This is a genomic window from Rhizobium croatiense (assembly GCF_019793465.1).
Taxonomy (GTDB): Bacteria; Pseudomonadota; Alphaproteobacteria; order Rhizobiales; family Rhizobiaceae; genus Rhizobium; species Rhizobium croatiense.
Window position 1 is genome coordinate 226,613 of sequence record NZ_JAILYJ010000002.1, and the last position, 20,602, is coordinate 247,214.

At 63.0% G+C, this 20,602-nt stretch carries 15 protein-coding genes; 7 read left to right on the forward strand and 8 right to left on the reverse strand.

The features are described from left to right. Positions 1-63: 63 nt before the first annotated feature. Positions 64-1,233 (forward strand): serine hydrolase domain-containing protein, encoded by a 1,170-nt coding sequence (locus K6M89_RS03830; protein WP_222138483.1) that lies wholly within the window; start codon positions 64-66, stop codon positions 1,231-1,233. A gap of 63 nt (positions 1,234-1,296) precedes the next feature. Here the strand turns inward: K6M89_RS03830 and aspS are convergent, their stop codons facing one another. After that, positions 1,297-3,087 (reverse strand): aspartate--tRNA ligase, encoded by a 1,791-nt coding sequence (gene aspS, locus K6M89_RS03835; RefSeq protein ID WP_097606415.1) that lies wholly within the window; start codon positions 3,085-3,087, stop codon positions 1,297-1,299. A gap of 254 nt (positions 3,088-3,341) precedes the next feature. Here aspS and K6M89_RS03840 point away from each other — a divergent pair, with 254 nt between their 5' ends. From K6M89_RS03840 to K6M89_RS03855, 4 genes are all read left to right on the forward strand, one after another. After that, a complete protein-coding gene (locus K6M89_RS03840; RefSeq protein WP_222138484.1) occupies positions 3,342-4,733 on the forward strand; it encodes a multicopper oxidase family protein in 1,392 nt (463 codons plus the stop codon). A 130-nt stretch (positions 4,734-4,863) separates the two neighbouring features. Then, positions 4,864-6,009, forward strand: coding sequence for a ribonuclease D (gene rnd / locus K6M89_RS03845; protein WP_222138485.1), 1,146 nt, complete (start codon positions 4,864-4,866; stop codon positions 6,007-6,009). 77 nt (positions 6,010-6,086) lie between these two features. Further along, positions 6,087-7,148: an adenylate/guanylate cyclase domain-containing protein gene (locus K6M89_RS03850; protein ID WP_222138486.1), complete on the forward strand. Its 1,062-nt coding sequence runs from the start codon at positions 6,087-6,089 to the stop codon at positions 7,146-7,148. A 107-nt stretch (positions 7,149-7,255) separates the two neighbouring features. Continuing rightward, entirely contained in the window at positions 7,256-8,614 is a 1,359-nt protein-coding gene (locus tag K6M89_RS03855; RefSeq protein WP_222138487.1) for an esterase-like activity of phytase family protein, read from the forward strand. Between the two features lie 253 nt (positions 8,615-8,867). Here the strand turns inward: K6M89_RS03855 and ppx are convergent, their stop codons facing one another. The 4 genes from ppx to K6M89_RS03875 form a co-directional block, all read right to left on the reverse strand. Further along, positions 8,868-10,388: an exopolyphosphatase gene (gene ppx / locus K6M89_RS03860; protein ID WP_222138488.1), complete on the reverse strand. Its 1,521-nt coding sequence runs from the start codon at positions 10,386-10,388 to the stop codon at positions 8,868-8,870. 12 nt (positions 10,389-10,400) lie between these two features. Next, on the reverse strand, positions 10,401-12,605 hold the full coding sequence (locus K6M89_RS03865) for an RNA degradosome polyphosphate kinase (protein WP_097584793.1): 2,205 nt from the start codon (positions 12,603-12,605) through the stop codon (positions 10,401-10,403). Positions 12,606-12,669: 64 nt separating this feature from the next. Beyond that, on the reverse strand, positions 12,670-13,383 hold the full coding sequence (gene hdaA, locus K6M89_RS03870; protein ID WP_010035472.1) for a DnaA regulatory inactivator HdaA: 714 nt from the start codon (positions 13,381-13,383) through the stop codon (positions 12,670-12,672). Next, the gene (locus K6M89_RS03875) at positions 13,376-14,500 is read right to left on the reverse strand and encodes an AI-2E family transporter (RefSeq protein ID WP_097584791.1); all 1,125 of its coding nucleotides are present in this window, start codon (positions 14,498-14,500) and stop codon (positions 13,376-13,378) included. Before K6M89_RS03875 ends, hdaA begins: the two co-directional genes overlap by 8 nt. Before the next feature lie 245 nt (positions 14,501-14,745). Here K6M89_RS03875 and purM point away from each other — a divergent pair, with 245 nt between their 5' ends. Both purM and purN read left to right on the forward strand, forming a co-directional pair. Then, positions 14,746-15,819 carry a phosphoribosylformylglycinamidine cyclo-ligase gene (purM, locus tag K6M89_RS03880; protein WP_222138489.1) on the forward strand — a complete coding sequence of 358 codons (1,074 nt, stop codon included), beginning with the start codon at positions 14,746-14,748 and terminating at the stop codon, positions 15,817-15,819. Then, positions 15,816-16,487: a phosphoribosylglycinamide formyltransferase gene (gene purN / locus K6M89_RS03885; RefSeq protein WP_097584787.1), complete on the forward strand. Its 672-nt coding sequence runs from the start codon at positions 15,816-15,818 to the stop codon at positions 16,485-16,487. The genes purM and purN overlap by 4 nt, the downstream gene beginning before the upstream one ends. Here purN and K6M89_RS03890 read toward each other — a convergent pair. The 3 genes from K6M89_RS03890 to K6M89_RS03900 form a co-directional block, all read right to left on the reverse strand. Further along, a complete protein-coding gene (locus K6M89_RS03890) occupies positions 16,484-17,653 on the reverse strand; it encodes an alpha-D-ribose 1-methylphosphonate 5-triphosphate diphosphatase (protein WP_222138490.1) in 1,170 nt (389 codons plus the stop codon). The genes purN and K6M89_RS03890 overlap by 4 nt on opposite strands. Positions 17,654-17,799: 146 nt before the next feature. After that, positions 17,800-18,390, reverse strand: a complete 591-nt coding sequence (locus tag K6M89_RS03895) for an NUDIX domain-containing protein (protein WP_097584783.1) — start codon at positions 18,388-18,390, stop codon at positions 17,800-17,802. Further along, positions 18,387-20,591, reverse strand: a complete 2,205-nt coding sequence (locus tag K6M89_RS03900) for a molybdopterin-containing oxidoreductase family protein (RefSeq protein WP_222138491.1) — start codon at positions 20,589-20,591, stop codon at positions 18,387-18,389. Before K6M89_RS03900 ends, K6M89_RS03895 begins: the two co-directional genes overlap by 4 nt. Positions 20,592-20,602: the final 11 nt, after the last annotated feature.

Genomic DNA, 20,602 nt, shown 5'->3' on the forward strand with positions numbered 1-20,602 from the left:
AGAAATCATGATCCGTTGATCTAATTCAGGAATGGTCATTGTGATTATAGAAGGATTGTCGTGATGAGTCTTCCCCTTGAAGCGGCCGCTTCCGACAGGAATTCATTGCTTCCGGTCGCCGTCGACGCAACAATCGCAAGTGCGCTCGATGAAAAGCGGCTCGTCGGAGCGGTGGTGCTCGTCGCCCGTGACGGCGACATCGTCCATCGCCGCGCAGCCGGGCTGGCCGACCGCGAAAACGGTCTGGCGATGCGCGAGAATACGATCTTCAGGCTTGCCTCCATCACCAAGCCGATCGTCACCATCGTCGCGATGCGGCTGATCGAGGAAGGCAGGATCGGGCTTGACGACCCGCTAACGCGATGGCTGCCGGACTTCCGGCCGCGATTGCCTGACGGCAGCGAAGCAACCATTCGCATCCGCCACTTGCTCACCCATACGTCCGGGCTCGGCTACAGCTTCTCCGAAGCGGAGGGCGGTCCCTATATCAGTGCCGGCATTTCCGACGGCCTCGACCAGCCGGGACTGCCGCTCGCCGAGAATCTCAAGCGGATCGCCAGCGTGCCGTTGCGCTTCGCGCCGGGCAGCGACTGGCAATATTCGGTGGCGATGGATGTCCTCGGCGGCGTCATCGAGGCGGAGACGGGCATGTCGTTGGGTGAGGCCGTTGCCGAACTGGTCACGCGACCGCTTGGGCTCGCCGACACCGCGTTTTCAGTTCGGGACCGAGGCCGGCTCGGCGCTGCCTATATGAACGCTTCACCGGAACCGGCGCTCATGGGCGAGAATGCAACGGTGATGTCGCTGATGGGTCCCATCCGGTTCGCACCGAACCGCATCTTCGACACCGCCTCCTATCATTCGGGGGGCGCCGGCATGGCGGGAACAGCAGCCGACGTCCTCGCCGTTCTCGAAACCATCCGCAGGGGCGGCAAGCCGCTGCTCTCGAGCAAAACCGTGCAGATGATGACGACGGATCAGGCCAGCGGGCTTCGACAGCAGCACGAACCCGGCTCCGGCTTCGGCTTTGGCTGGTCTGTCATCACCGATCCGGCTGAGGCCGGCGTTCCCTTCCCGGCCGGCACGTTGAAATGGGGCGGCGTCTACGGCCATAGCTGGTTCATCGATCCGGTGAACCAACTCACCGTCGTTGCGCTGACCAACACGACGCTGGAGGGCATGTGGGGCAAGTTCACGGTCGATCTTCGCGAGGCGATCTATGCGGCATTGTGAGCGACAGCAAAAAGCCCGGCGACATCCATCGCCGGGCTTCCCACATTCCAAAATCGGAAGAACTCAGTCCTTCTTGACCGGCGGGATCGGCCGGATCGAGAGCTCGCGCAGCTGCGTCGGGGTTGCCGGGGTCGGCGCGCCCATCAGGAGGTCCTGGGCCTGCTGGTTCATCGGGAACAGCGAGATCTCACGCAGGTTCTTGGCGCCGACGAGCAGCATGACGATGCGGTCGATGCCGAAGGCCGCACCGCCATGCGGCGGGGCGCCGTACTGGAAGGCGCGATAGAGACCGCCGAAACGATCCTCGACGTCCTGCTGGCTGAGGCCGACCTTCTCGAAGGCGGCGACCATGGTTTCCGGCGACTGGTTGCGGATCGAGCCCGAGGCGATTTCGAAGCCGTTGCAGACGGCGTCGTACTGGAAGGCCTTGATCGTCAGGGGGTCCTGGTTCTGCAACGCATCGAGACCACCCTGCGGCATCGAGAACGGGTTGTGGGCGAAATCGACCTTCTTCTCCTCGTCGTTCCATTCGAAGAAGGGGAAGTCGACGATCCAGCAGAGTTCGAAACGATCGCGGTCGACGAGGTTCAGTTCCTCGCCGGCCTTGGTGCGCGCCTCACCGGCAAACTTGTAGAATTTTTCCGGCTCGCCGGCGACGAAGAAGCAGGCGTCACCATCGCCGAGGCCGAGCTGGGTGCGGATCGCCTCGGTGCGTTCCTCGCCGATGTTCTTGGCGAGAGGACCAGCACCTTCGAGCTTGTCGTTTTCGCTGCGCCAGAAGATATAGCCGAGGCCGGGCTGGCCCTGGCTCTGTGCCCAGGCGTTCATCCGGTCGCAGAAGGCGCGCGAGCCGCCGGTCTTTGCCGGGATCGCCCAGATCTGAACCTTCGGGTTGGAGGCGATCATGCCGGCGAAGACCTTGAAGCCGGAGCCGGCGAAATGCTCGGTCACCGCTTCCATGACAATCGGGTTGCGCAGGTCCGGCTTGTCCGTACCATATTTGCGGATCGCCTCGTCATAGGGGATGCGCGGCCATTCCTTGGTGACCGGCTTGCCTTCGGCGAACTCCTCAAAAATCTGGGTCATCAGCGGACCCATGGTGTTCCAGACGTCTTCCTGGGTGACGAAGCTCATTTCGAGGTCGAGCTGGTAGAATTCGCCCGGCAGGCGGTCTGCCCGCGGGTCCTCGTCGCGGAAGCACGGCGCGATCTGGAAATAGCGGTCGAAACCGGCAACCATCAGCAACTGCTTGTACTGCTGCGGCGCCTGCGGCAGCGCGTAGAAGGTGCCGGGATGGATGCGCGAGGGAACGAGGAAGTCGCGCGCGCCTTCCGGCGAGGAGGCCGTCAGGATCGGCGTCGTATATTCGGTGAAGCCGACAGCGCCCATTTCGCGACGCATCGCCGAGATGACCTGGGTGCGCTTGACGATGTTCCGGTGCAGCGTTTCGCGGCGAAGATCGAGGAAGCGGTATTTGAGGCGGACGTCTTCAGGGTATTCAGGCTCGCCGAAAACCGGCAGCGGCAATTCCTTGGCGGCGGAGAGCACTTCGATCTCCTGAGCATAGAGCTCGATCTCGCCGGTCGCCATGGTCTTGTTGACGGTGTCTTCGGTACGGGCCTTGACGAGGCCGTCGATGCGGATGACCCATTCACCGCGCACGGTCTCGGCCAGCTTGAAGGCCGGGCTGTCGGGATCGGCGACGACCTGGGTGATGCCGTAGTGGTCGCGAAGGTCGATGAACAGAACGCCGCCATGGTCGCGAACGCGATGGACCCAACCGGAGATACGGACGGTCGAGCCGACATCCGTCTTGCGGAGGGCGGCGCATGTGTGGCTGCGATAGCGATGCATGATCTCAATTCCTGGCATGTGGCTTAAGACGGCAGCAAGGGTTCAAAGGCCCTCAAGCGCCGACAAGAAAATCGGGCGGAAAAGCGCATGGACGCTCCGATTTGTCAAGGCTTGGCGCGTGCTCGCCGCGCGATTGGCACGCGTTTATAGCGAAGCTGCGGCCCGCATGCTGCGGCAGTTTGGCCGCGCCTGCCGTATTGATGAAGATGTCGGTCAACTTTAAAAGGAGGTGCATTTTCATCGTGGAGCCGCGCATGCCCTTGCTGACCCGCCGCAACCTTCTCAGGGCATCCGCCGTCGCGGGCGCCTACGGCGTCGGCATGGGCATTGCCGGCAAATTCGGGCTTGCCGCGGCTGCACCGGCGCCGCAGCTGCTGACGGCGGTGAAGACCGAGGCCATGCTGACTGAGGCGGGACCGACCCGGGATGTCATGAGCTGGGGCCATGACGGCATGCCGCCGGTTCTGAGGATGGTCAAAGGGCGGCCCTATGCGGCACGGCTGAACAACCAGCTGGACGAGCCGACGACGATCCACTGGCATGGGCTGCGCATCGACAACCGCATGGACGGCGTGCCCTTCGTGACCCAGCCCTATATCTACACCGGCGACAGCTTCGACTATGGTTTCACCCCGCCCGACGCCGGCACCTTTTGGTATCACCCGCACTGCAACACGCTGACGCAGATCGGCCACGGCATGACCGGCATGCTCGTGGTCGAGGATCCGGCGGATCCCGAATTCGATGCCGAGGTGCTGCTGAACCTGCGCGACTGGCGGCTTGGCGGTGACGGGCAGTTCATCACCCCTTTCCGGCCGCGCGATGCCGCCAAAAGCGGTACCTACGGCACGGTGCGCACCGCCAACTGGCATCGGGAGCCGCAATATGACGCGCCGGCAGGCGGGCTGGTGCGGCTGCGCATCGCCATCACCGACGTGACGCGCATTTTCTCGCTGAAGATGGCGGGCGCCGATGCGACCGTCATCGCCATCGACGGCAATCCGGTGCCGAAGCGCTTTCCCCTCGAGCTCCTGCAGATCGGGCCCGGACAGCGGCTCGACCTTGCCGTGCGCATGCCGGACGGCGAAGGCGCCGTCGCCACGCTCGAGGATATCCGCGGCACGACGCCGAAGACGATTGCCAGCCTGCGTGCCGTCGGACAGTCGTTGAAACGCGATATCGGCGATCTCGGCCCGCTTGGCGAAAACCCCGTTCCCAAGGCCGATCTTTCCGCCGCCGAAGAGATCCCGCTGGTGTTGAGCGCCACCGCGGAAAATGCCGCTGTCGAAAGTATCTGCGGCACGCTCGGCTACAGCTTCTGGGCGATCAACAAGGTGCCCTGGCCGGGCGACACCCCCGATCCGACGGCGCCGCTGGCGGAACTGAAGCTCGGCAAGAGCTATGTCGTCAATCTGGAGAACACCACGCCGCACGCCCATCCGATCCATCTGCACGGAATGAGCTTCACGGTAATCTCGTCCTCGACGCGGGAGGTGATGCCGCTCATCTCCGATACCTACCTCGTCCAGCCGGACGAGAAGGTGCAATTGGCCCTCGTCGCCGACAATCTTGGCGACTGGGTGCTGCATTGCCACATCATCGAACATCAGAAGACCGGCATGACCAGCTATGTCAGAGTGAGCTGAAGCATTTGCTTGCCTCAGTTTGGACGTGATTCTTCGTCAGCAGTGCGCGAAGCTTATGCTGTTGTATTGACATATCGAAGCGAAAGGAGAAGGAAGGTTCAACCGACCTTTTCCTTGCGAATGAATTGATATGATCGAAACCACCGCCGATTTGGCGGCCGCCTGCAAAGAGCTGGCCAAGTCCGACTTCATTACCATCGACACCGAATTCCTGCGTGAGACGACCTTCTGGCCGGAGCTCTGCCTGATCCAGATGGCCAGCCCGACATTGGAGGTTCTCGTCGATCCGCTGGCCAAGGGCATCGACCTCGCCCCCTTCTTCGAGCTGATGGCCGACACCAAGGTGCTGAAGGTCTTTCATGCGGCACGCCAGGACATCGAAATCATCTTCAATCGCGGCAATCTCATTCCGCACCCGATCTTCGACACGCAGGTCGCGGCGATGGTCTGCGGCTTCGGCGACAGCGTCTCCTATGATCAGCTGGTCAGCCGCATCAAGAACGTCCATATCGACAAGTCATCGCGCTTCACCGACTGGAGCCGCCGGCCGCTTTCCGACAAGCAGCTGGAATATGCGCTGGCCGACGTCACGCATCTGCGCGACGTCTATCTGTCGCTGAGTTCACAGCTCGATCGCGAAGGCCGCACGTCGTGGCTTCGCGAGGAAATGGATATTCTCGAGGCGCGCGAAACCTACGACATGCATCCCGACGATGCCTGGCAGCGGCTGAAGATGCGTCTGCGCAAGCCGCAGGAACTGGCGATCCTGAAATATGTCGCCGCCTGGCGCGAGCGCGAGGCGCGGGCGCGCAACGTACCGCGTTCGCGCGTATTGAAGGACGATGCGATCTATGAGATCGCCCAGCAGCAGCCCAAGGATGCCGAAGCGCTCGGCCGCCTGCGCACCATTCCGAAAGGCTGGGAGCGCTCCGCCTCCGGCACGGCGGTCGTCGAAGCCGTCAACGCGGCGCTCGCTCTTCCGAAGGCCGATATGCCGCATGTGCCGCGGCAGACGCAGGCGCCGGAGGGCGCAGCTGCCGCCGTCGAGCTGTTGAAGGTGCTGTTGAAGCTGATCTCGGAAAAACACGGCGTCGCGCCGAAGGTGATCGCCAACAGTGAGGATCTCGACAAGATCGCCGCCGATGGCGAGAAGGCCGACGTCGCTGCCCTGCACGGCTGGCGGCGCGATCTTTTCGGCGAGCCGGCGCTGCAGCTGATCCAGGGCCAGATCGGACTGCGATTCGCCGGCCGGAAGGTTGAAACCGTCCCGCTCTGACACCAAATCGAATTCGATTGACGCTGTTTTCCCAGCTGAAACAATGGGCGGGCGAAACTGCGAAGCGAAGGGGCGGCATGCGGGAAATATCTCCGACGCAGAACTGGATCCTGATCGTCCTCGTCCTGGCGGCGAGCGGCGTCGTCTATGATTCGATGTTCTACTCCGATCAGACGCCGGTCATCGGCGCGATCTTCGCGCTCTTCATCGGCATGCCGATCATCGCCTTCGAGCGCAAGGTACTGTTTCGCGGGCTCTACCGGCGCATCCAGAAGCTGCCGACTTTCGCCTTCATCATCACCGAACTGGTGATCTACGAAATCCTGATGAGCATCGGTTTTGCCTGCGCCGGCCTGCTGCTTCGCTCGCTCGGCGTGCTGAAGCCGTCGTCGCTCCTCGATCTCGTCATCATGCCGTTCGACGTCTTCCTCTATGCGCTTGCCGTCTGCTCGGCGCTGATCTTCATCCTGCGCGTGCGGGAGCTGCTCGGCCGCGAAGTATTCATCAGCATGCTCATCAGCCGCTATCGCAATCCGGTCAAGGAAGAACGTGTCTTCCTGTTCATCGATCTCGTCGATTCGACGGCTTTTGCCGAAAAGCACGGCGACCTCCGGGCACAGCAGCTGCTGAGCTCGCTGTTTGCGACCTTCGCCGAGCCGGTCCGGCGTCACAAGGGCATGATCAACGACTATGTCGGCGATGCGGCGATCATTACCTGGCCGCTTGCCCGCGGTGTCAAGGATGGGCGCTGCGTGCGCTGCATCTTCGATATCATCGCCGATATCGAAGCCAATGCTGCCGGCTGGCGGAAAAATTACGGACAGGTGCCGAAGCTTCGCGCCGCTCTTCATGGCGGCGAGATCATCACCGCGGAAGTCGGCGTCGATCACCACAAGATCAGCTATTTCGGCGATACGGTGAATACGACCGCCCGGCTGGAGACGCTCTGCCGCAGCCTGAACCGGCAGGTGCTGATCTCCGCGGAGCTTGCCCGGCGCATGACCTTTCCCGACGACATCTCCTGCGACGATCTCGGCATCCATGCCGTCAAGGGACGCGGCCAGGCGCTCGGCGTCATGGCGCTTTCCTCGCGGGCGGTGACCGTGCTGAACACGCCCGCAGTCGTTCTGCACGGCTGAGCAACCCTCTTATCACCCCGTCACCAAAGCTTCACTCAACCGTCAATTCGCTGACACGGAAGCCCTGCTAAGCGGAAGCCGTTCGCATCCGTTCCATGGGGGATATTATGAAGAACGTACTTTTTGCTTCCGTATCGCTTTTCATTCTGATTGCCGGTCCCGTTTCGGCCGATCAGCAGCAATTCCCGGCCAAGCTCGCCGGCCAGGCGATCCTGCCTGCCAACGCCATGGTTGCGGCTCCGGCCGACGCCCCCGAGTTCCTCAAGCATTCCGGCAAGTTCACGACGCCCGACCGCAAGCGCACCGAAGCGCTCGGCACCGTTCCCGGCAAGGACGGCGCACGTGTGACCGATCTGAAGCTTCCCTTCGACGGCCAGCCGATCCAGGGTTTCTCGGGTATCAAGACGATGGCCGACGGCACCTTCTGGACGCTCTCCGACAACGGCTTCGGCTCCAAGGCCAATTCTTCCGATTCCATGCTGTTCCTGCATGAGATGAAGTTCGACTGGGCCGCCAACAAGGCTGAAGTCGTCAAGAACCTCTTCCTCTCCGATCCGAACAAGATCGCTCCGTTCCCGATCGTCCTCGAAGGCACCGACACGCGCTACCTCACCGGCGCCGACTTCGACATCGAATCGATCCAGCCGGTTGCCGATGGTTTCTGGCTCGGCGACGAGTTCGGCCCCTATATCCTGAAATTCGACACGGCGGGCCGCCTGACCGATGTCATTGCGACCACGCTCGACGGCAAGCCGGTGCTGTCGCCCGACAATCCGCTGATCCAGCTGCCGGGCAATCCGGCCGCGAAGATGCCGGTCTTCAATCTGAAGCGCTCCGGCGGCTTCGAAGGCCTTGCCATGTCGAAGGACGGCGCCAAGCTCTACGGCCTGCTCGAAGGCGCCATTTACAAGGATGACGGCACGATGGAAACGGCCGACGGCCACACCGCCATCCGCATCATCGAATTCGACGTCGCCGCCAAGAAGTGGACCGGCCGCAGCTGGCTCTATCCGTTCGAGGACAAGGGCGTGTCGATCGGCGATTTCAACATGCTCGACGATACGACCGCCCTCGTCATCGAGCGCGACAGCGGCGCCGGCAGCAAGGACAAGGCCTGCGCCGACCCGAAGCAGCCGAAGCCGGATTGCTTCGAGGCGCCGGCCGAACTGAAGCGCGTCTACAAGATCGAGTTCAACGACGCCAATGCCGGCAAGGCCGTCCGCAAGATCGGCTATATCGACCTCTTGAACATCCAGGACCCGGCCAACAAGAAGAAGGCCGGGGCCAAGGACGGCGTCTACGACATGCCGTTCGTGACGATCGAGAACGTCGACCGCGTCGACGCCACCCACATCATCATCGGCAACGACAACAACCTGCCCTTCTCGGCGGGCCGCGCCGTCGACAAGGCCGACAATAACGAGTTCAGCCTGCTTGAGGTTGGTGAGTTTTTGAACGCGAAGTAATTCGGGTTTGATGTGAGATGGAGGGGCGGTGCGTGAGCGCCGCCCTTTTTGTTTGGTTTGGTGGTATATCGTACGGCATGCCGTGCAGGTGGGGAGATTGGCTGGGCTTACTGGCTTCCCCAAACAATGAGCGTCCGGCACGGCGAAACGATAGATGGGCGGGAAGTTCAAGCCGCTTGTGATCTCCCCACCTGTGGGGGGATGCCCGGCAGGGCAGAGGGGGCTGACACGGTACAACGGCCGCTGCGAAGCCCTACTCGAACCGAAACGCCAGCCTCTTGTTCGTCAGCCGCGACAGCTGCTGCAGGCGGCCGTCCAGGCGTTCGCCGGCGAAATCGCGGTATTCGGAGGGAACGACGAATTCGAGGTCGAAGTCCGGGTTCGATGATCTGCGGAAGGTCAGGTTCTTGACGATGCCCGGCATCGAGGCCGAGAAGAGGTAGACGACGCGGAGCATGCCGCCGAGCAGCTTGGCGCGCTCGATGAAGGGTGGCGTGGCGATCTGCGCCAGCGGGCCGGTGGCGCCGTCGTCGTGCAGACCCTCGAAACGGTAATAATTGGTCAGCGCGATAAAGGCACGGCCGGGATGGCTGATGCCGACGAAGGAAGAGTGGGCGATGACGTTCAGCGCCTGCAGGCCGCGATAGTCGGGGTGGGCGCGCCAGCTGATATCGGCGAGCAGGCAGGCGGCCTGGCGATAGCGGCTTTCCTCGTCGGTTTCCTGGACGTCGAAGAAGGGCATCATCCGGCCGGTCCATTCCGCCAGTTCGCGGGCATGCTCGGGCGAACGGGCACGCAGGATCGCCAATTCACCGGCAGCGGCCAGCAGCGGATCGAGGCGGCGCTCGGGCTCGGACAGCAGCGAGTAGAGATATCCCTCGCGCACACCTTGCGCCGAGAAGGAAATCATCGACGGCCTCATGGCGCTCAGCACTTCCTTCATCGCGACGGCGCCGAAGGGCAGCAGCGACCGGCGATGCTTGGACACGGCCTGCAGCGCCGGCTCCTTGGAATCGCGCGCGGTCACCACCTGTTCGAGGAACAGCATCATCGCTTCGAGCGAGACTTCATAACCCTGCATCATGTGCAGCGGATAATGTGTCATCTCCATGTGCAGCTTAGCGATGTTTCGCCAGGTGCCGCCGACGGCGTAGAAGGTGCGCCCCTCGCCTTTCGACAAGAGCTTTGCCGTCTTCACCTGCTTGCGGGCGAAGGCTCTGGCCTTGGAAAGCGAGCCGCCGGCATATTCCGACAGGCGAAGGCCGCCGAGCGGCAGCGTGATGCCCTTGCCGACTTCCTTGCCCTTGATATCGATCAGTTCCAGCGAGCCGCCGCCGAGGTCGCCGGCAATACCGTCGGGATTGAAGAAGCCGCTGATGATGCCGAGCGAGGCGAATTTCGCCTCCTCCTCGCCGGAGAGCACGCGGACCTTGCGGCCGAGAATAGTTTCCGCCTGGTGGATGAAATCCGGGCCGTTGCTCGCCTCGCGGGCGGCCGCCGTCGCCAGAACATACATCGTGGCGGCGCGTGCCTGGTCGGACAGGGCCTTGAAACGGTGCAGCGCCGCCAGAGCCCTGATGACGCTCTCTTCATCCATCTTGCCGGTGACGGCTATGCCCTTGCCGAGGCCGCAGAGGACCTTTTCGTTGAAAAGAATGGTCGGCGAGCGAGACATGCCTTCGTAGACGACGAGACGAATGGAATTCGATCCGATGTCGACAACGGAGACCGGAGCGATCCCCGGAAGGCGCCCCTGGGCTTCAGATTCAACCATTTAGGTCCAGTATTACTTGTTGTTGCGGCCTTCGAGCAGGCCGGCGATCAGTTTCGGCGCGCTGGACTTCAGAGCTTCACCACGGCCCGACAGGCTCGGATTGGTCATGAAATACTGCTGCGCATTGAACGGTTCCTCGCCCCTGCGCACTTCCATGCGGCGCGACGTACCGTCGGGCAATATCTCGTAGCTTTGCTGATTGTCAATCACGTTGCCGAGCATAATCTGTGACAAGACCTGCTCGTGAACAGTCGGATTCGTCAGCGGAACCATGGTCTCGACGCGGCGATCGAGATTTCTCGGCATCATGTCGGCCGAACCGATGTAGACCAGCGCCTTGTCGGACGGCAGGCCGTGGCCATTGCCGAAGCAGAAGATGCGGCTGTGCTCGAGGAAGCGGCCGACGATCGACTTGACGCGGATCTTCTCCGAGAGACCGGGCACCTGCGGACGCAGGCAGCAGATGCCGCGCACGACGAGATCGATCTCCACCCCCGCGTGGCTGGCACGATAGAGCGCGTCGATGATATCAGGATCGACGAGCGAATTCATCTTCATCCAGATCGCCGCCGGCGCGCCGTTGCGGGCATGCTGGATCTCTTCCTCGATGTGGCGCAGGATGCGCGGGCGCATCGTGTAGGGCGAAATCGCCAGCTGCATACCCTGTTCGGGCTCGCCATAGCCGGTGATGAAGTTGAAGATGTTCGCCATGTCGTGGGCGATGACGGGATTGCAGGTGAAATAGGAGAGATCCGTATAGATCTTCGCGGTGATCGGGTGGTAGTTGCCGGTCCCGAGATGGCAATAGGTCCTGAGCTTGCCCTCCTCACGCCGGACGACCATCGACATCTTGGCGTGGGTCTTGAGCTCGATGAAGCCGAAGACGACCTGCACACCGGCGCGTTCGAGGTCGCGCGCCCAGCGAATGTTCGCCTCTTCGTCGAAGCGGGCCTTGAGCTCGACCAGCGCCGTCACCGACTTGCCGGCCTCGGCGGCGTCGATCAGCGCACGGACGATCGGGCTGTCGTTGGAGGTGCGGTAAAGCGTCTGCTTTATCGCCAGGACGTCAGGATCGCGCGCAGCCTGGAGAAGAAACTGGACGACCACGTCGAAAGATTCGTAGGGGTGGTGGACGACCATGTCCTTTTCACGGATGGCGGCGAAGCAGTCGCCGGCATGTTCGCGGACGCGCTCGGGAAATCGCGCATTATAGGGAAGAAACCTCAGGTCGTCGCGCGGCGCCTTGGCGATCTCCGAAAGCGTGTTCAGCGCCAGAAGACCCGGCAGAACGGCGACGCGGTTATCGGGGATGCTGAGCGCATGGACGACGAACTGGCGCAGCGAAGCCGGCATTTCCGAGTCGGTCTCGATGCGGATGACCTTGCCGCGGCGGCGCCGCTTCAGCGCCGTCTCAAAGAAGCGGACAAGATCCTCGGCCTCTTCCTCGACTTCGATATCGCTGTCGCGGATGACGCGGAAGGTACCGGAGCCCTGTACCTCATAACCTGGGTAGAGCCGGTGGATGAAGATGTTGGCGACATCTTCCAGCGTGATGTAGCGGATCGTATTCGCATCATCGGGCAGGCGGACGAAGCGGTCGAGCGCCGGCGGCAGGCGCAGGAGCGCCGTCATCGGCTCGCGGCCGTTCTTGCTGACGAGCTGCAGGCCGATCGAGAAGCCGAGATTGGGAATGAACGGGAACGGGTGGGCCGGGTCGATCGACAGCGGCGTCAGCACCGGGAAAATCGCCTGTTCGAATTCGGCGGCCAGCCACTGGCGGTCGGCATCGCTGAGCGCGCCGGGGCGCACGATCAGGATGTCTTCCTTGGCGAGGTATTGCTGCAACACGGCGAGCGAGGCCTGCTGCTCCATCTGCAGATGGTCGATCTCCTGCAGGATCGAGTCGAGCTGCTCGGCCGGGGTCTTGCCGTCAGGGCTGCGGATGGCGATGTTCTGGCGCACCTGGCCCTCGAGACCGGCGACGCGCACCATGAAGAACTCGTCGAGGTTGGCGGCCGAGATCGACAGGAAGCGGACACGCTCGAGCAGCGGATGCTCGGTGTTCAACGTCTCTTCCAGCACACGGCGATTGAATTGCAGCCAGGAGAATTCGCGATTGATGAAGCGCTCCGGGCTGGTCAGCAGCTCTTCCAGAGCGGGCGTGTTGTCGTTGGTTTCCGGAGTGAGTTCCTGATGTTCTGCGACTGCGCTATCCATGGTCCACTACCCCGTTTTCAATCGCGACGGCAATTATATCAGTTTCACGACGGAACTGTGACAGTCAATCGGCCGGTTCCGAATTTCCCAATTCATTCAATACTTCGGCAGCAAGAGACCGGGTGATCTTCGTGCCCCGGGACAGGGCCAGCCGGTCGAGCCTTTCGACGATCGTCTGGGCCGCGTTCAGCGACCGCTCCATGCGGTTAACGATATAGAGCACGAGTTTGTCATCTATATAAAGCTGCCGGTCGGCGAAGAGCTTGACGATCACCTGCGACAGCAGTCCTTCGTCGGGTTCGCCGATCTCGACGACCGTCGCAGCCTTCAGGCGCGAGCGCAGATCGGGCAGCGAAACCGGCCAGGAGATCGGCCAGAGGCGGCTGGTCATCAACAGGCTGGTGCCATGTTCGCGAACGCTGTTGATGACGTGGAAGAGCGCATTGTCGTCGAAGCCGAGGCGGTCGGCATCCTCGAACAGCACCGGGCCGGCGGCGGCGGCGACGGCGGCGTCCGAGCCAAGCTCGGGGTGAATGCTGACGGCACCGCTCAACTCCCGCCAGATGCGGGCGAGATGCGATTTCCCCGAACCGACCGGGCCGGCAAGCACGACGACCGGCGATGGCCATGCCGGCCAGGCATCGACGATCGACACGGCGGCGGCAAGACGCTCCGAGATCAGGAGATCGTCGCGGCCGCTGGCGGCATCGTGCGAAAAGACCAGCGGCAGCTGCTCTCCGGCCTTGCGCTTCGGATCAGCGTTCTTCACGTCATTCATTGGGAACTGATTTCGTCTTCTGAGCGCGGCCGCTCGGCGACCCGCCAAAATAAAGATCACTCTGAAGGTAGCGCGAAAGCGCGAAGCGAACAAGGACACCGACGGCGGCGGCGGCCGGCACCGCGACCAGAAGCCCGACGAAACCGAAGAGCGCCCCGAAGGCAAACAGCGCAAACATCAGCCAGACCGGATGCAGGCCGACGCTGGAGCCGACGAGCTTCGGTTGCAGAATGTTGCCTTCCAGGAACTGGCCGCTGAAGAAGACGACGAGCACCAGCCCGATCCAGGGATAATCCGGCCAGAACTGCACGATCGCCACGCCGACGGAAAGAACGAGGCCGACCAGCGAGCCGACATAGGGGATGAAACTGATCATGCCGGCAAAGAGGCCGATCAGCAGGCCGAAATTCAAGCCGACGAGCGAGAGGCCGGCGGCATAATAGATACCGAGGATGAGGCAGAGCGAGCCCTGGCCGCGAATGAAGCCGGCGATCGCCTGATCGATCTCCTTGGCGATCTGGCGGACATCGGCGACGTAATCGCGCGGAATCCAATGATCGACCTTGGAGATCATGCGGTCCCAGTCGAGCAGGATATAGAAGGCGACGACGGGGGTGACGACGAGCAGCGATATGACGTCGACGATCGCCTTGCCGGAATTCCAGATCTGGGCGAAGAGCCCGGTCAGGAAGCCCATGCCTTCGGAGAGGATGCCGGAGAAATTATCCTTGATCGTGCCGGCCTGACTCCGGACCCATTCCGGCAGCAGCGAGTTTTTGGAGGTGTCAATGAACTGCTGCAACTGGCTGATATAGCCCGGCAGCCGCTCGGCGAAATCGTTGAACTGGCTGACGAGCACGGGAATGAGGATCATCAGCGCCAGCGTGAAGGTGATCACGAAGGCGATCAAGATGACGATCGTCGCCATCATGCGGCTCAGGCCGAGCCGCTGCAGCCTGTCTGCCACCGGATCGAGGAAATAGGCGATCGCCATGCCGGCAATGAAGGGCAGGAGGATCGAACTGAAGACATAGAGAAAGACGATGAAGAAGACGAGCACCGCCAGCCAGAAGAAGATCTGACGCTTGAGACTGTTGCCGCTGATTTGCTGTGGCATTGCTTCCCCGCTGATCGCTCGCCGCCGCCAAACGCCGCACCCGATGCGCCGCCGCCATTCAGCACATAGGATGCAGGCGCAAAGATGGTCAACCCTGTCGCGCCAAATCCCGGAAAGCCTCCTGGAAGACGCGGGAAATTGGGGGCTTTTGCCATGCGGCGCTTGCATAAACGGCCCTGTCATGCAATTGCGACCGGCAGATGACGCGGCGCGTCCGCCGCCTGAAACAGCCATCGGAGACCAGCATGAGCCAGTCTGGGAAAAACGGCCTGACCTATAGCGACGCGGGCGTCGACATCGATGCCGGCAACCTCCTCGTCGAGAAGATCAAGCCGGCGGTACGCTCGACGCGCCGTCCCGGCGCCAACGGCGAGATCGGCGGCTTCGGCGGGCTCTTCGACCTGAAAGCCGCGGGCTTTACCGATCCGGTTCTCGTCGCCGCCAATGACGGCGTCGGCACCAAACTGAAGATCGCCATCGACGCGAACTATCATGAGACTGTGGGCATCGACCTCGTCGCCATGTGCGTCAACGATCTGGTCGTCCAGGGCGCCGAGCCGCTGTTCTTCCTCGATTATTTCGCGACCGGCAAGCTCGACCCCGACCAGGGTGCTGCGATCGTCGGCGGCATTGCCGCCGGCTGCCGCGAGGCCGGCTGCGCGCTGATCGGCGGCGAGACGGCCGAAATGCCGGGCATGTATTCCTCCGGCGATTACGATCTTGCCGGGTTTGCCGTCGGCGCTGCCGAACGCGGCAAGCTGCTCCCCTCCGGTGACATCGCCGAGGGCGACGTGATCCTCGGCCTCGCCTCCTCCGGCGTCCATTCCAACGGCTTCTCGCTGGTGCGCAAGATCGTTTCGCTTTCCGGCCTCGGCTGGGATGCGCCGGCGCCGTTTGCCGAAGGCAAGAAGCTCGGCGAAGCGCTGCTGGAGCCGACCCGCATCTATGTGAAGCCGCTGCTGAAGGCGATCCGCGAGACGGGTGCGCTGAAGGCGCTCGCCCATATTACCGGCGGCGGCTTCCCGGAAAATATTCCGCGCGTGCTGCCGAAGCATTTGGCGGCCGAGATCGACCTTGCGGCCGTCAAGGTTCCGCCGGTCTTCTCGTGGCTCGCCAGGACCGGCGGCGTCGAAGCCAAGGAAATGCTGCGCACCTTCAACTGCGGCATCGGCATGATCGTCGTCGTCGCCGAAGAAAATGTTGCCGCGGTATCCAAGGTGCTTGAAGCCGAAGGCGAAAAGGTCGTCACGCTCGGCCGCATGATTGCCCGCGCCGAGGGCGCTGCCGGCACGGTCTACAAGGGTACGCTTGCCATATGAGCACGCCGCGCAAACGCGTCGTCGTCTTCATATCGGGTGGCGGCTCCAACATGATGGCGCTGGTCGCGGCGGCGAAGGCCGCCGATTATCCGGCCGAGATCGTCGGCGTGATCTCCGACAAGGCGGAGGCCGGCGGGCTTGCCAAGGCGGCGGCCGAAGGCATCGCCACCTTCGCCTTTTCCCGCAAGGATTACGCCAGTAAGGATGCGCACGAGGCGGCGATCTTTTCGGCGCTCGACGAACTTTCACCCGACATCCTCTGCCTCGCCGGCTACATGCGGCTGCTCACGCCGACCTTCATCCAGCGCTACGAAGGCCGGATGCTCAACATCCACCCTTCCCTGCTGCCGCTCTTCCCCGGCCTCCACACCCATCAGCGCGCCATCGACGCCGGCATGCGCATCGCCGGCTGCACGGTGCATTTCGTTACCGAAGGCATGGACGAAGGACCGGTGATCGGCCAGGCCGCCGTTCCGGTTCTTTCCGGCGACACGGCCGATAGCCTTGCTGCGCGGGTGCTGACCGTCGAACATCAGATCTATCCGCAGGCGCTGCGGCTCTTTGCCGAAGGCCGCGTGACGATGGAAGGCGGCAAGGCCGTAAGCGCCGATGCCTCGGGCGTTGCGCCCAAAGCTCAGCTCATCTCGCTGATCGGTGATCGCGCTTAAGCAGCCAGCGCCCGCAACGGATGCAGCGTGCCGTCGCTATAGACGAAGCGGCCGGCGCGGAAGGTGGCGCGGATGCGGTTGATGTCGCCGAGCTCGACCGCGACGAGATCGGCGCGCTGGCCGATGGCGATTTCGCCGCGGTCCAGGAGGCCGGCGGAGCGGGCGGCGTTGCCGGTCGCCATGGCGACGGCGGCCGGCAGGCCGCCTTCCACCGTGTCGGCGAGCTTGAAGATGCCGGGCACGAAGGCGGCCGGATGATAATCGGCGGCGATGACGCTCAAGAGGCCGGCCCTGGCGGCATCGAGGGCGCTGAGATTGCCCGACATCGACTGGCCGCGCAGCGCGTTCGGCGCGCCCATCAGCGTCCAGAGGCCGCGGCGGCGCGCCTCTTCCGCGGCGGGTGCGGTGACCGGAAATTCGCTGATGGTGACGCCGAGATCGTGCATTTCGGCGACCTTCTCGACGCTGTCATCGTCATGCGAGGCAAGCGACAGCTTGTCCTTCAGCGACAGCGCGACAATCTCCCTCAGCTTGGCCTCGATGTCGGGGTTATTGCGCATGGCGATGCGCTTGGCGACGATCTCGGCGGCCATTTCCTCGGAGATGGCGCGGCGCTCGGAAATGCTGAGAATATAGCTTTGCAGGTTGTTGTACTGGCCCTGGCCGGGCGTGTGGTCGGTGAGGGAGACCATGTCGATCTGATCGGCGTTCAGTAGGCGCTCGAGCGCCGGCGCGGCGCCGACATTGGTGATTTCGTAGCGGGCATGGACGCGGTGGTCGATCAAGAGATTGTCGCGCAGGCGGTTGATGCCCTCGATCACCGCCGATGTCGTCTCCAGCGAGCGGACGTGGCCGTAGACGCTTTCGGTGGCGAAGGAGACGGCGGCAAAGGCGGTGGTGACACCGGCGGCGGCAAGTTTCTTGTCGAGCTCGTGGATGCCGAAATCGATCGGCATCGTCGCATTCGGCCGCGGCGCGATCTCGCGCTCGATCATGTCGCCGTGCAGATCGACGAATCCCGGCATCAGCAGCCGCCCGCCGCCGTCGATCGCAGCCCCGGCGACCGGCTCCGGCCGGATCTCCGCGATGGCGCCATCCTCAATACGCACGGAACCGTCGCTCACCACCTGGTCGGGGAGAACAAGGGTGAAATTGCTGAGCCACATGGGCTTTCTCCTGACCGCATCCGATGATCGACAAAACGCAGCGGATAGAACCGCTTCGTGACAAACGTATGAATTCTCAAGCGCTGGCCGCGCGATGCGGGAGCCGTCATGGGTGCAACCGGCGCGTCGCCCGAGACGCCCGACCGCTATCCGATCCTGTTCCTGTTCAACGCCGCCCATTGCAGCAGCATGATCGTCTTGGCGTCAAAAATCTCGCCGGCTTCGATCATCCGGGCGGCATCGTCGAGCGGGATTTCCAGAACCTCGATATCCTCGTGCTCCTCCTCCAGGCCGCCGCCTTCGGCGACGCGGTCTTCGGTGTCGATGAGGGCTGCGAAGAAGTGGACGACTTCTGTGATGGCGCCCGGCGACATATAACATTTAAACAGAAAGCGCGCCTCGCGCAGGCGATAGCCGGTCTCCTCCATCGCCTCGCGGCGGATCGCCGCCTCGGGATGGTCGTCGTCGAGCAAGCCGGCCGGCACCTCGATCATCCAGGCGGGATCGCCGTTCAGGTGAACGGCAAGGCGGAACTGGCGGACGAGAACGACGAGGTCGCGTTTGGGATCATAAAGCAGGATGCAGGCGGCGGGCGTGCGGTGGTAGACCTCCCGCTTCAACTGCTGGGTCGCGCCCTTGCGATCGATGTAATCGAGCAGATAGCTGCTCAACCGCGTCCAGCCATTCGACAGCGTTTGCTCGCTGACGATCTTCATGCGTGATTTCGGCTGCATCATGCTGTGTCCCTGCGAAGCCAGACCTTGTTGTCGTGTACGGCCGCTCCGCCATAGGGCGCAACGGGGTCGGCGCCGGTCAGAACGTTGATGCCCTCACCGTCGACATGCGCCTTGTTCGGCCAGAGGCCTTCGGCGATCAGCACGCCCGGCTTGACCTCGGTGGTGATGCGGGCATGGATGCGCAGATCGCCGCGGCCGTTGCCGATGCGGACAAGGTCGCCATGCGCAATGCCATTGGCCTCGGCGTCGGCGGGATTGATCATGACCTCCGGGCGGCCTTCTTTCTGGCGCGACGTCTTGGTTTCGGAAAAGCTCGAATTGAGGAAGTTGCGGGCGGGCGACGTGGCCAGACGGAAGGGATGCTCGGGATCGGCGACTTCGATGACATCGACCTGATCGGGGAAGGCGGGAAGCTCCCCATGCGGGCCGAGCGCGCCGATCGCCGCCGGAGGTTTGTTCGGCGCCGGCTGGTTGATCCAGTCCGGGCGGAAGTGGAACTTGCCGTCGGGGTGGGCAAAGCCGTTGAGGAAATGCGCCTCCTCGAAAGGCGGCTGGCGATCGAACCATTTGTGTTCGAGGAAATAATCGTAACCCGGCAGGCCGCTCGATTCGAGCACGCGGTCGACCATCTCGCGGGCGGTGAAGCCGAAGCCGGGGCGATCGGCGACGCCGAGGCGTTTTGCCAGTTCCTCGATGACGAAGAGGTTGGTGCGCACGGTTGGCGGCGGCTCGACCAGCTTCGGCCCGAGCAGGATATGGTTCTGGCCGCCGGCCCGATAGATATCGTCATGCTCGACGAACATCGTCGCGGGAATGACGATATCGGCGATCTCGGCCGTTTCGGTCATGAATTGCTCATGCACGGCGACGAACAGGTCGTCGCGGGCAAAGCCGCGTCTGACCAGGCGCTGCTCGGGAGCAATGTTGGCCGGATTGGTGTTCTGGATCAGCATTGCCGTCACCGGGCCGCGATGGCGCAACGCCACCGGATCGCCGGTTAGCACCCGGCCGATCTGCGACTGATCGAGCATGCGGATATCGGCATCCTTCATCGAGCGGCCGGTCAGTTCCGCATTGTTCATGCGGAAGATATCGCTGTTGGAGTGGAAGGCGCCGCCGCCCTCATATTGCCAGGAGCCGAGCACGGTGGCGACTGAGGCGGCCGCATGCATGGCGACCGCGCCATTGCGCTGGCGGGTGAAGCCGTAGCCCAGGCGGAAAAAGGTCTTTTTCGTCGTGCCGACGAGGCGGGCGAAGGCTTCGATCTCCGCGACAGAAAGGCCGGTGATCTCGGCCGCCCATTGCGGCGTCCTGGATTTCAGATGCGTTTCGAGACCATCGGGATCATCGGCATATCTCGCCATGTAATCCCGGTCAGCATAGCCGTCGCGGAAGGCGACGTGCATGACGGCGCAGGCCAGGGCCGCGTCGGTGCCGGGCCTGACGATCAAGGCCATGTCGGCCTGCTTCATCGTCGGATTGTCGTAGATATCGATGACGACGATCCTGGCGCCGCGTTCCTTGCGCGCCTTGATGGCGTGGGTCATCACGTTGACCTGGGTCGAAACCGCATTGGTGCCCCAGATGACGACGCAATCGGTGCGGCCCATCTCGCGCGGGTCGGGGCCGCGCAGCACGCCGGTCGCCATGGTGAAGCCGGTCCATGCCGGATTGGTGCAGATCGACGAGAAGAAGCCGGAATAGCGCTTGGCGTGACGCAGACGGTCGATCGAATCGCGTTGCACCCAGCCCATGGTACCGGCGTAGAAATAGGGCCAGATCGCCTCGCTGCCGTCCCGTGCCTCGGCCTTGACGAAGGCTTCGGCGATCTCGTCCAGCGCATCGTCCCATGAGATCTGCTGCCATTGCCCTGCCCCCTTGGCGCCGCTGCGGCGCAAGGGATGCATCAGCCGATCGGGATGATAGAGCCGCTCGGCATAACGGGCGACCTTGGCGCAGATGACGCCCGCGGTGTAGGAATGATCATTGGCGCCGCGCACGCGGCCGATGCGGCCGTCCTCAGATAGTTCGACCTCCAGTGCGCAGGTGGAGGGACAGTCGTGCGGACAGGCCGTGTGGCCCAACCTGGTGTCCGACTTCGGGGATTTGGTGTCGATGGGGGTCGCAATGTTCATGGCATTTGTATATTCCAAGGCTTGAATGGCCAAAAGCCAGAAAAACTCCCCATGACGCGAATTCATACGGACATCAG

Bases quoted from the DNA above. Each gene is read 5' to 3' on its own strand.
- K6M89_RS03830 (WP_222138483.1), top strand. From the start codon at position 64: ATGAGTCTTCCCCTTGAAGCGGCCGCTTCCGACAGGAATTCATTGCTT.
- aspS (WP_097606415.1), bottom strand. From the start codon at position 3,087: ATGCATCGCTATCGCAGCCACACATGCGCCGCCCTCCGCAAGACGGAT.
- K6M89_RS03840 (WP_222138484.1), top strand. From the start codon at position 3,342: ATGCCCTTGCTGACCCGCCGCAACCTTCTCAGGGCATCCGCCGTCGCG.
- rnd (WP_222138485.1), top strand. From the start codon at position 4,864: ATGATCGAAACCACCGCCGATTTGGCGGCCGCCTGCAAAGAGCTGGCC.
- K6M89_RS03850 (WP_222138486.1), top strand. From the start codon at position 6,087: ATGCGGGAAATATCTCCGACGCAGAACTGGATCCTGATCGTCCTCGTC.
- K6M89_RS03855 (WP_222138487.1), top strand. From the start codon at position 7,256: ATGAAGAACGTACTTTTTGCTTCCGTATCGCTTTTCATTCTGATTGCC.
- ppx (WP_222138488.1), bottom strand. From the start codon at position 10,388: ATGGTTGAATCTGAAGCCCAGGGGCGCCTTCCGGGGATCGCTCCGGTC.
- K6M89_RS03865 (WP_097584793.1), bottom strand. From the start codon at position 12,605: ATGGATAGCGCAGTCGCAGAACATCAGGAACTCACTCCGGAAACCAAC.
- hdaA (WP_010035472.1), bottom strand. From the start codon at position 13,383: ATGAATGACGTGAAGAACGCTGATCCGAAGCGCAAGGCCGGAGAGCAG.
- K6M89_RS03875 (WP_097584791.1), bottom strand. From the start codon at position 14,500: ATGCCACAGCAAATCAGCGGCAACAGTCTCAAGCGTCAGATCTTCTTC.
- purM (WP_222138489.1), top strand. From the start codon at position 14,746: ATGAGCCAGTCTGGGAAAAACGGCCTGACCTATAGCGACGCGGGCGTC.
- purN (WP_097584787.1), top strand. From the start codon at position 15,816: ATGAGCACGCCGCGCAAACGCGTCGTCGTCTTCATATCGGGTGGCGGC.
- K6M89_RS03890 (WP_222138490.1), bottom strand. From the start codon at position 17,653: ATGTGGCTCAGCAATTTCACCCTTGTTCTCCCCGACCAGGTGGTGAGC.
- K6M89_RS03895 (WP_097584783.1), bottom strand. From the start codon at position 18,390: ATGATGCAGCCGAAATCACGCATGAAGATCGTCAGCGAGCAAACGCTG.
- K6M89_RS03900 (WP_222138491.1), bottom strand. From the start codon at position 20,591: ATGAATTCGCGTCATGGGGAGTTTTTCTGGCTTTTGGCCATTCAAGCC.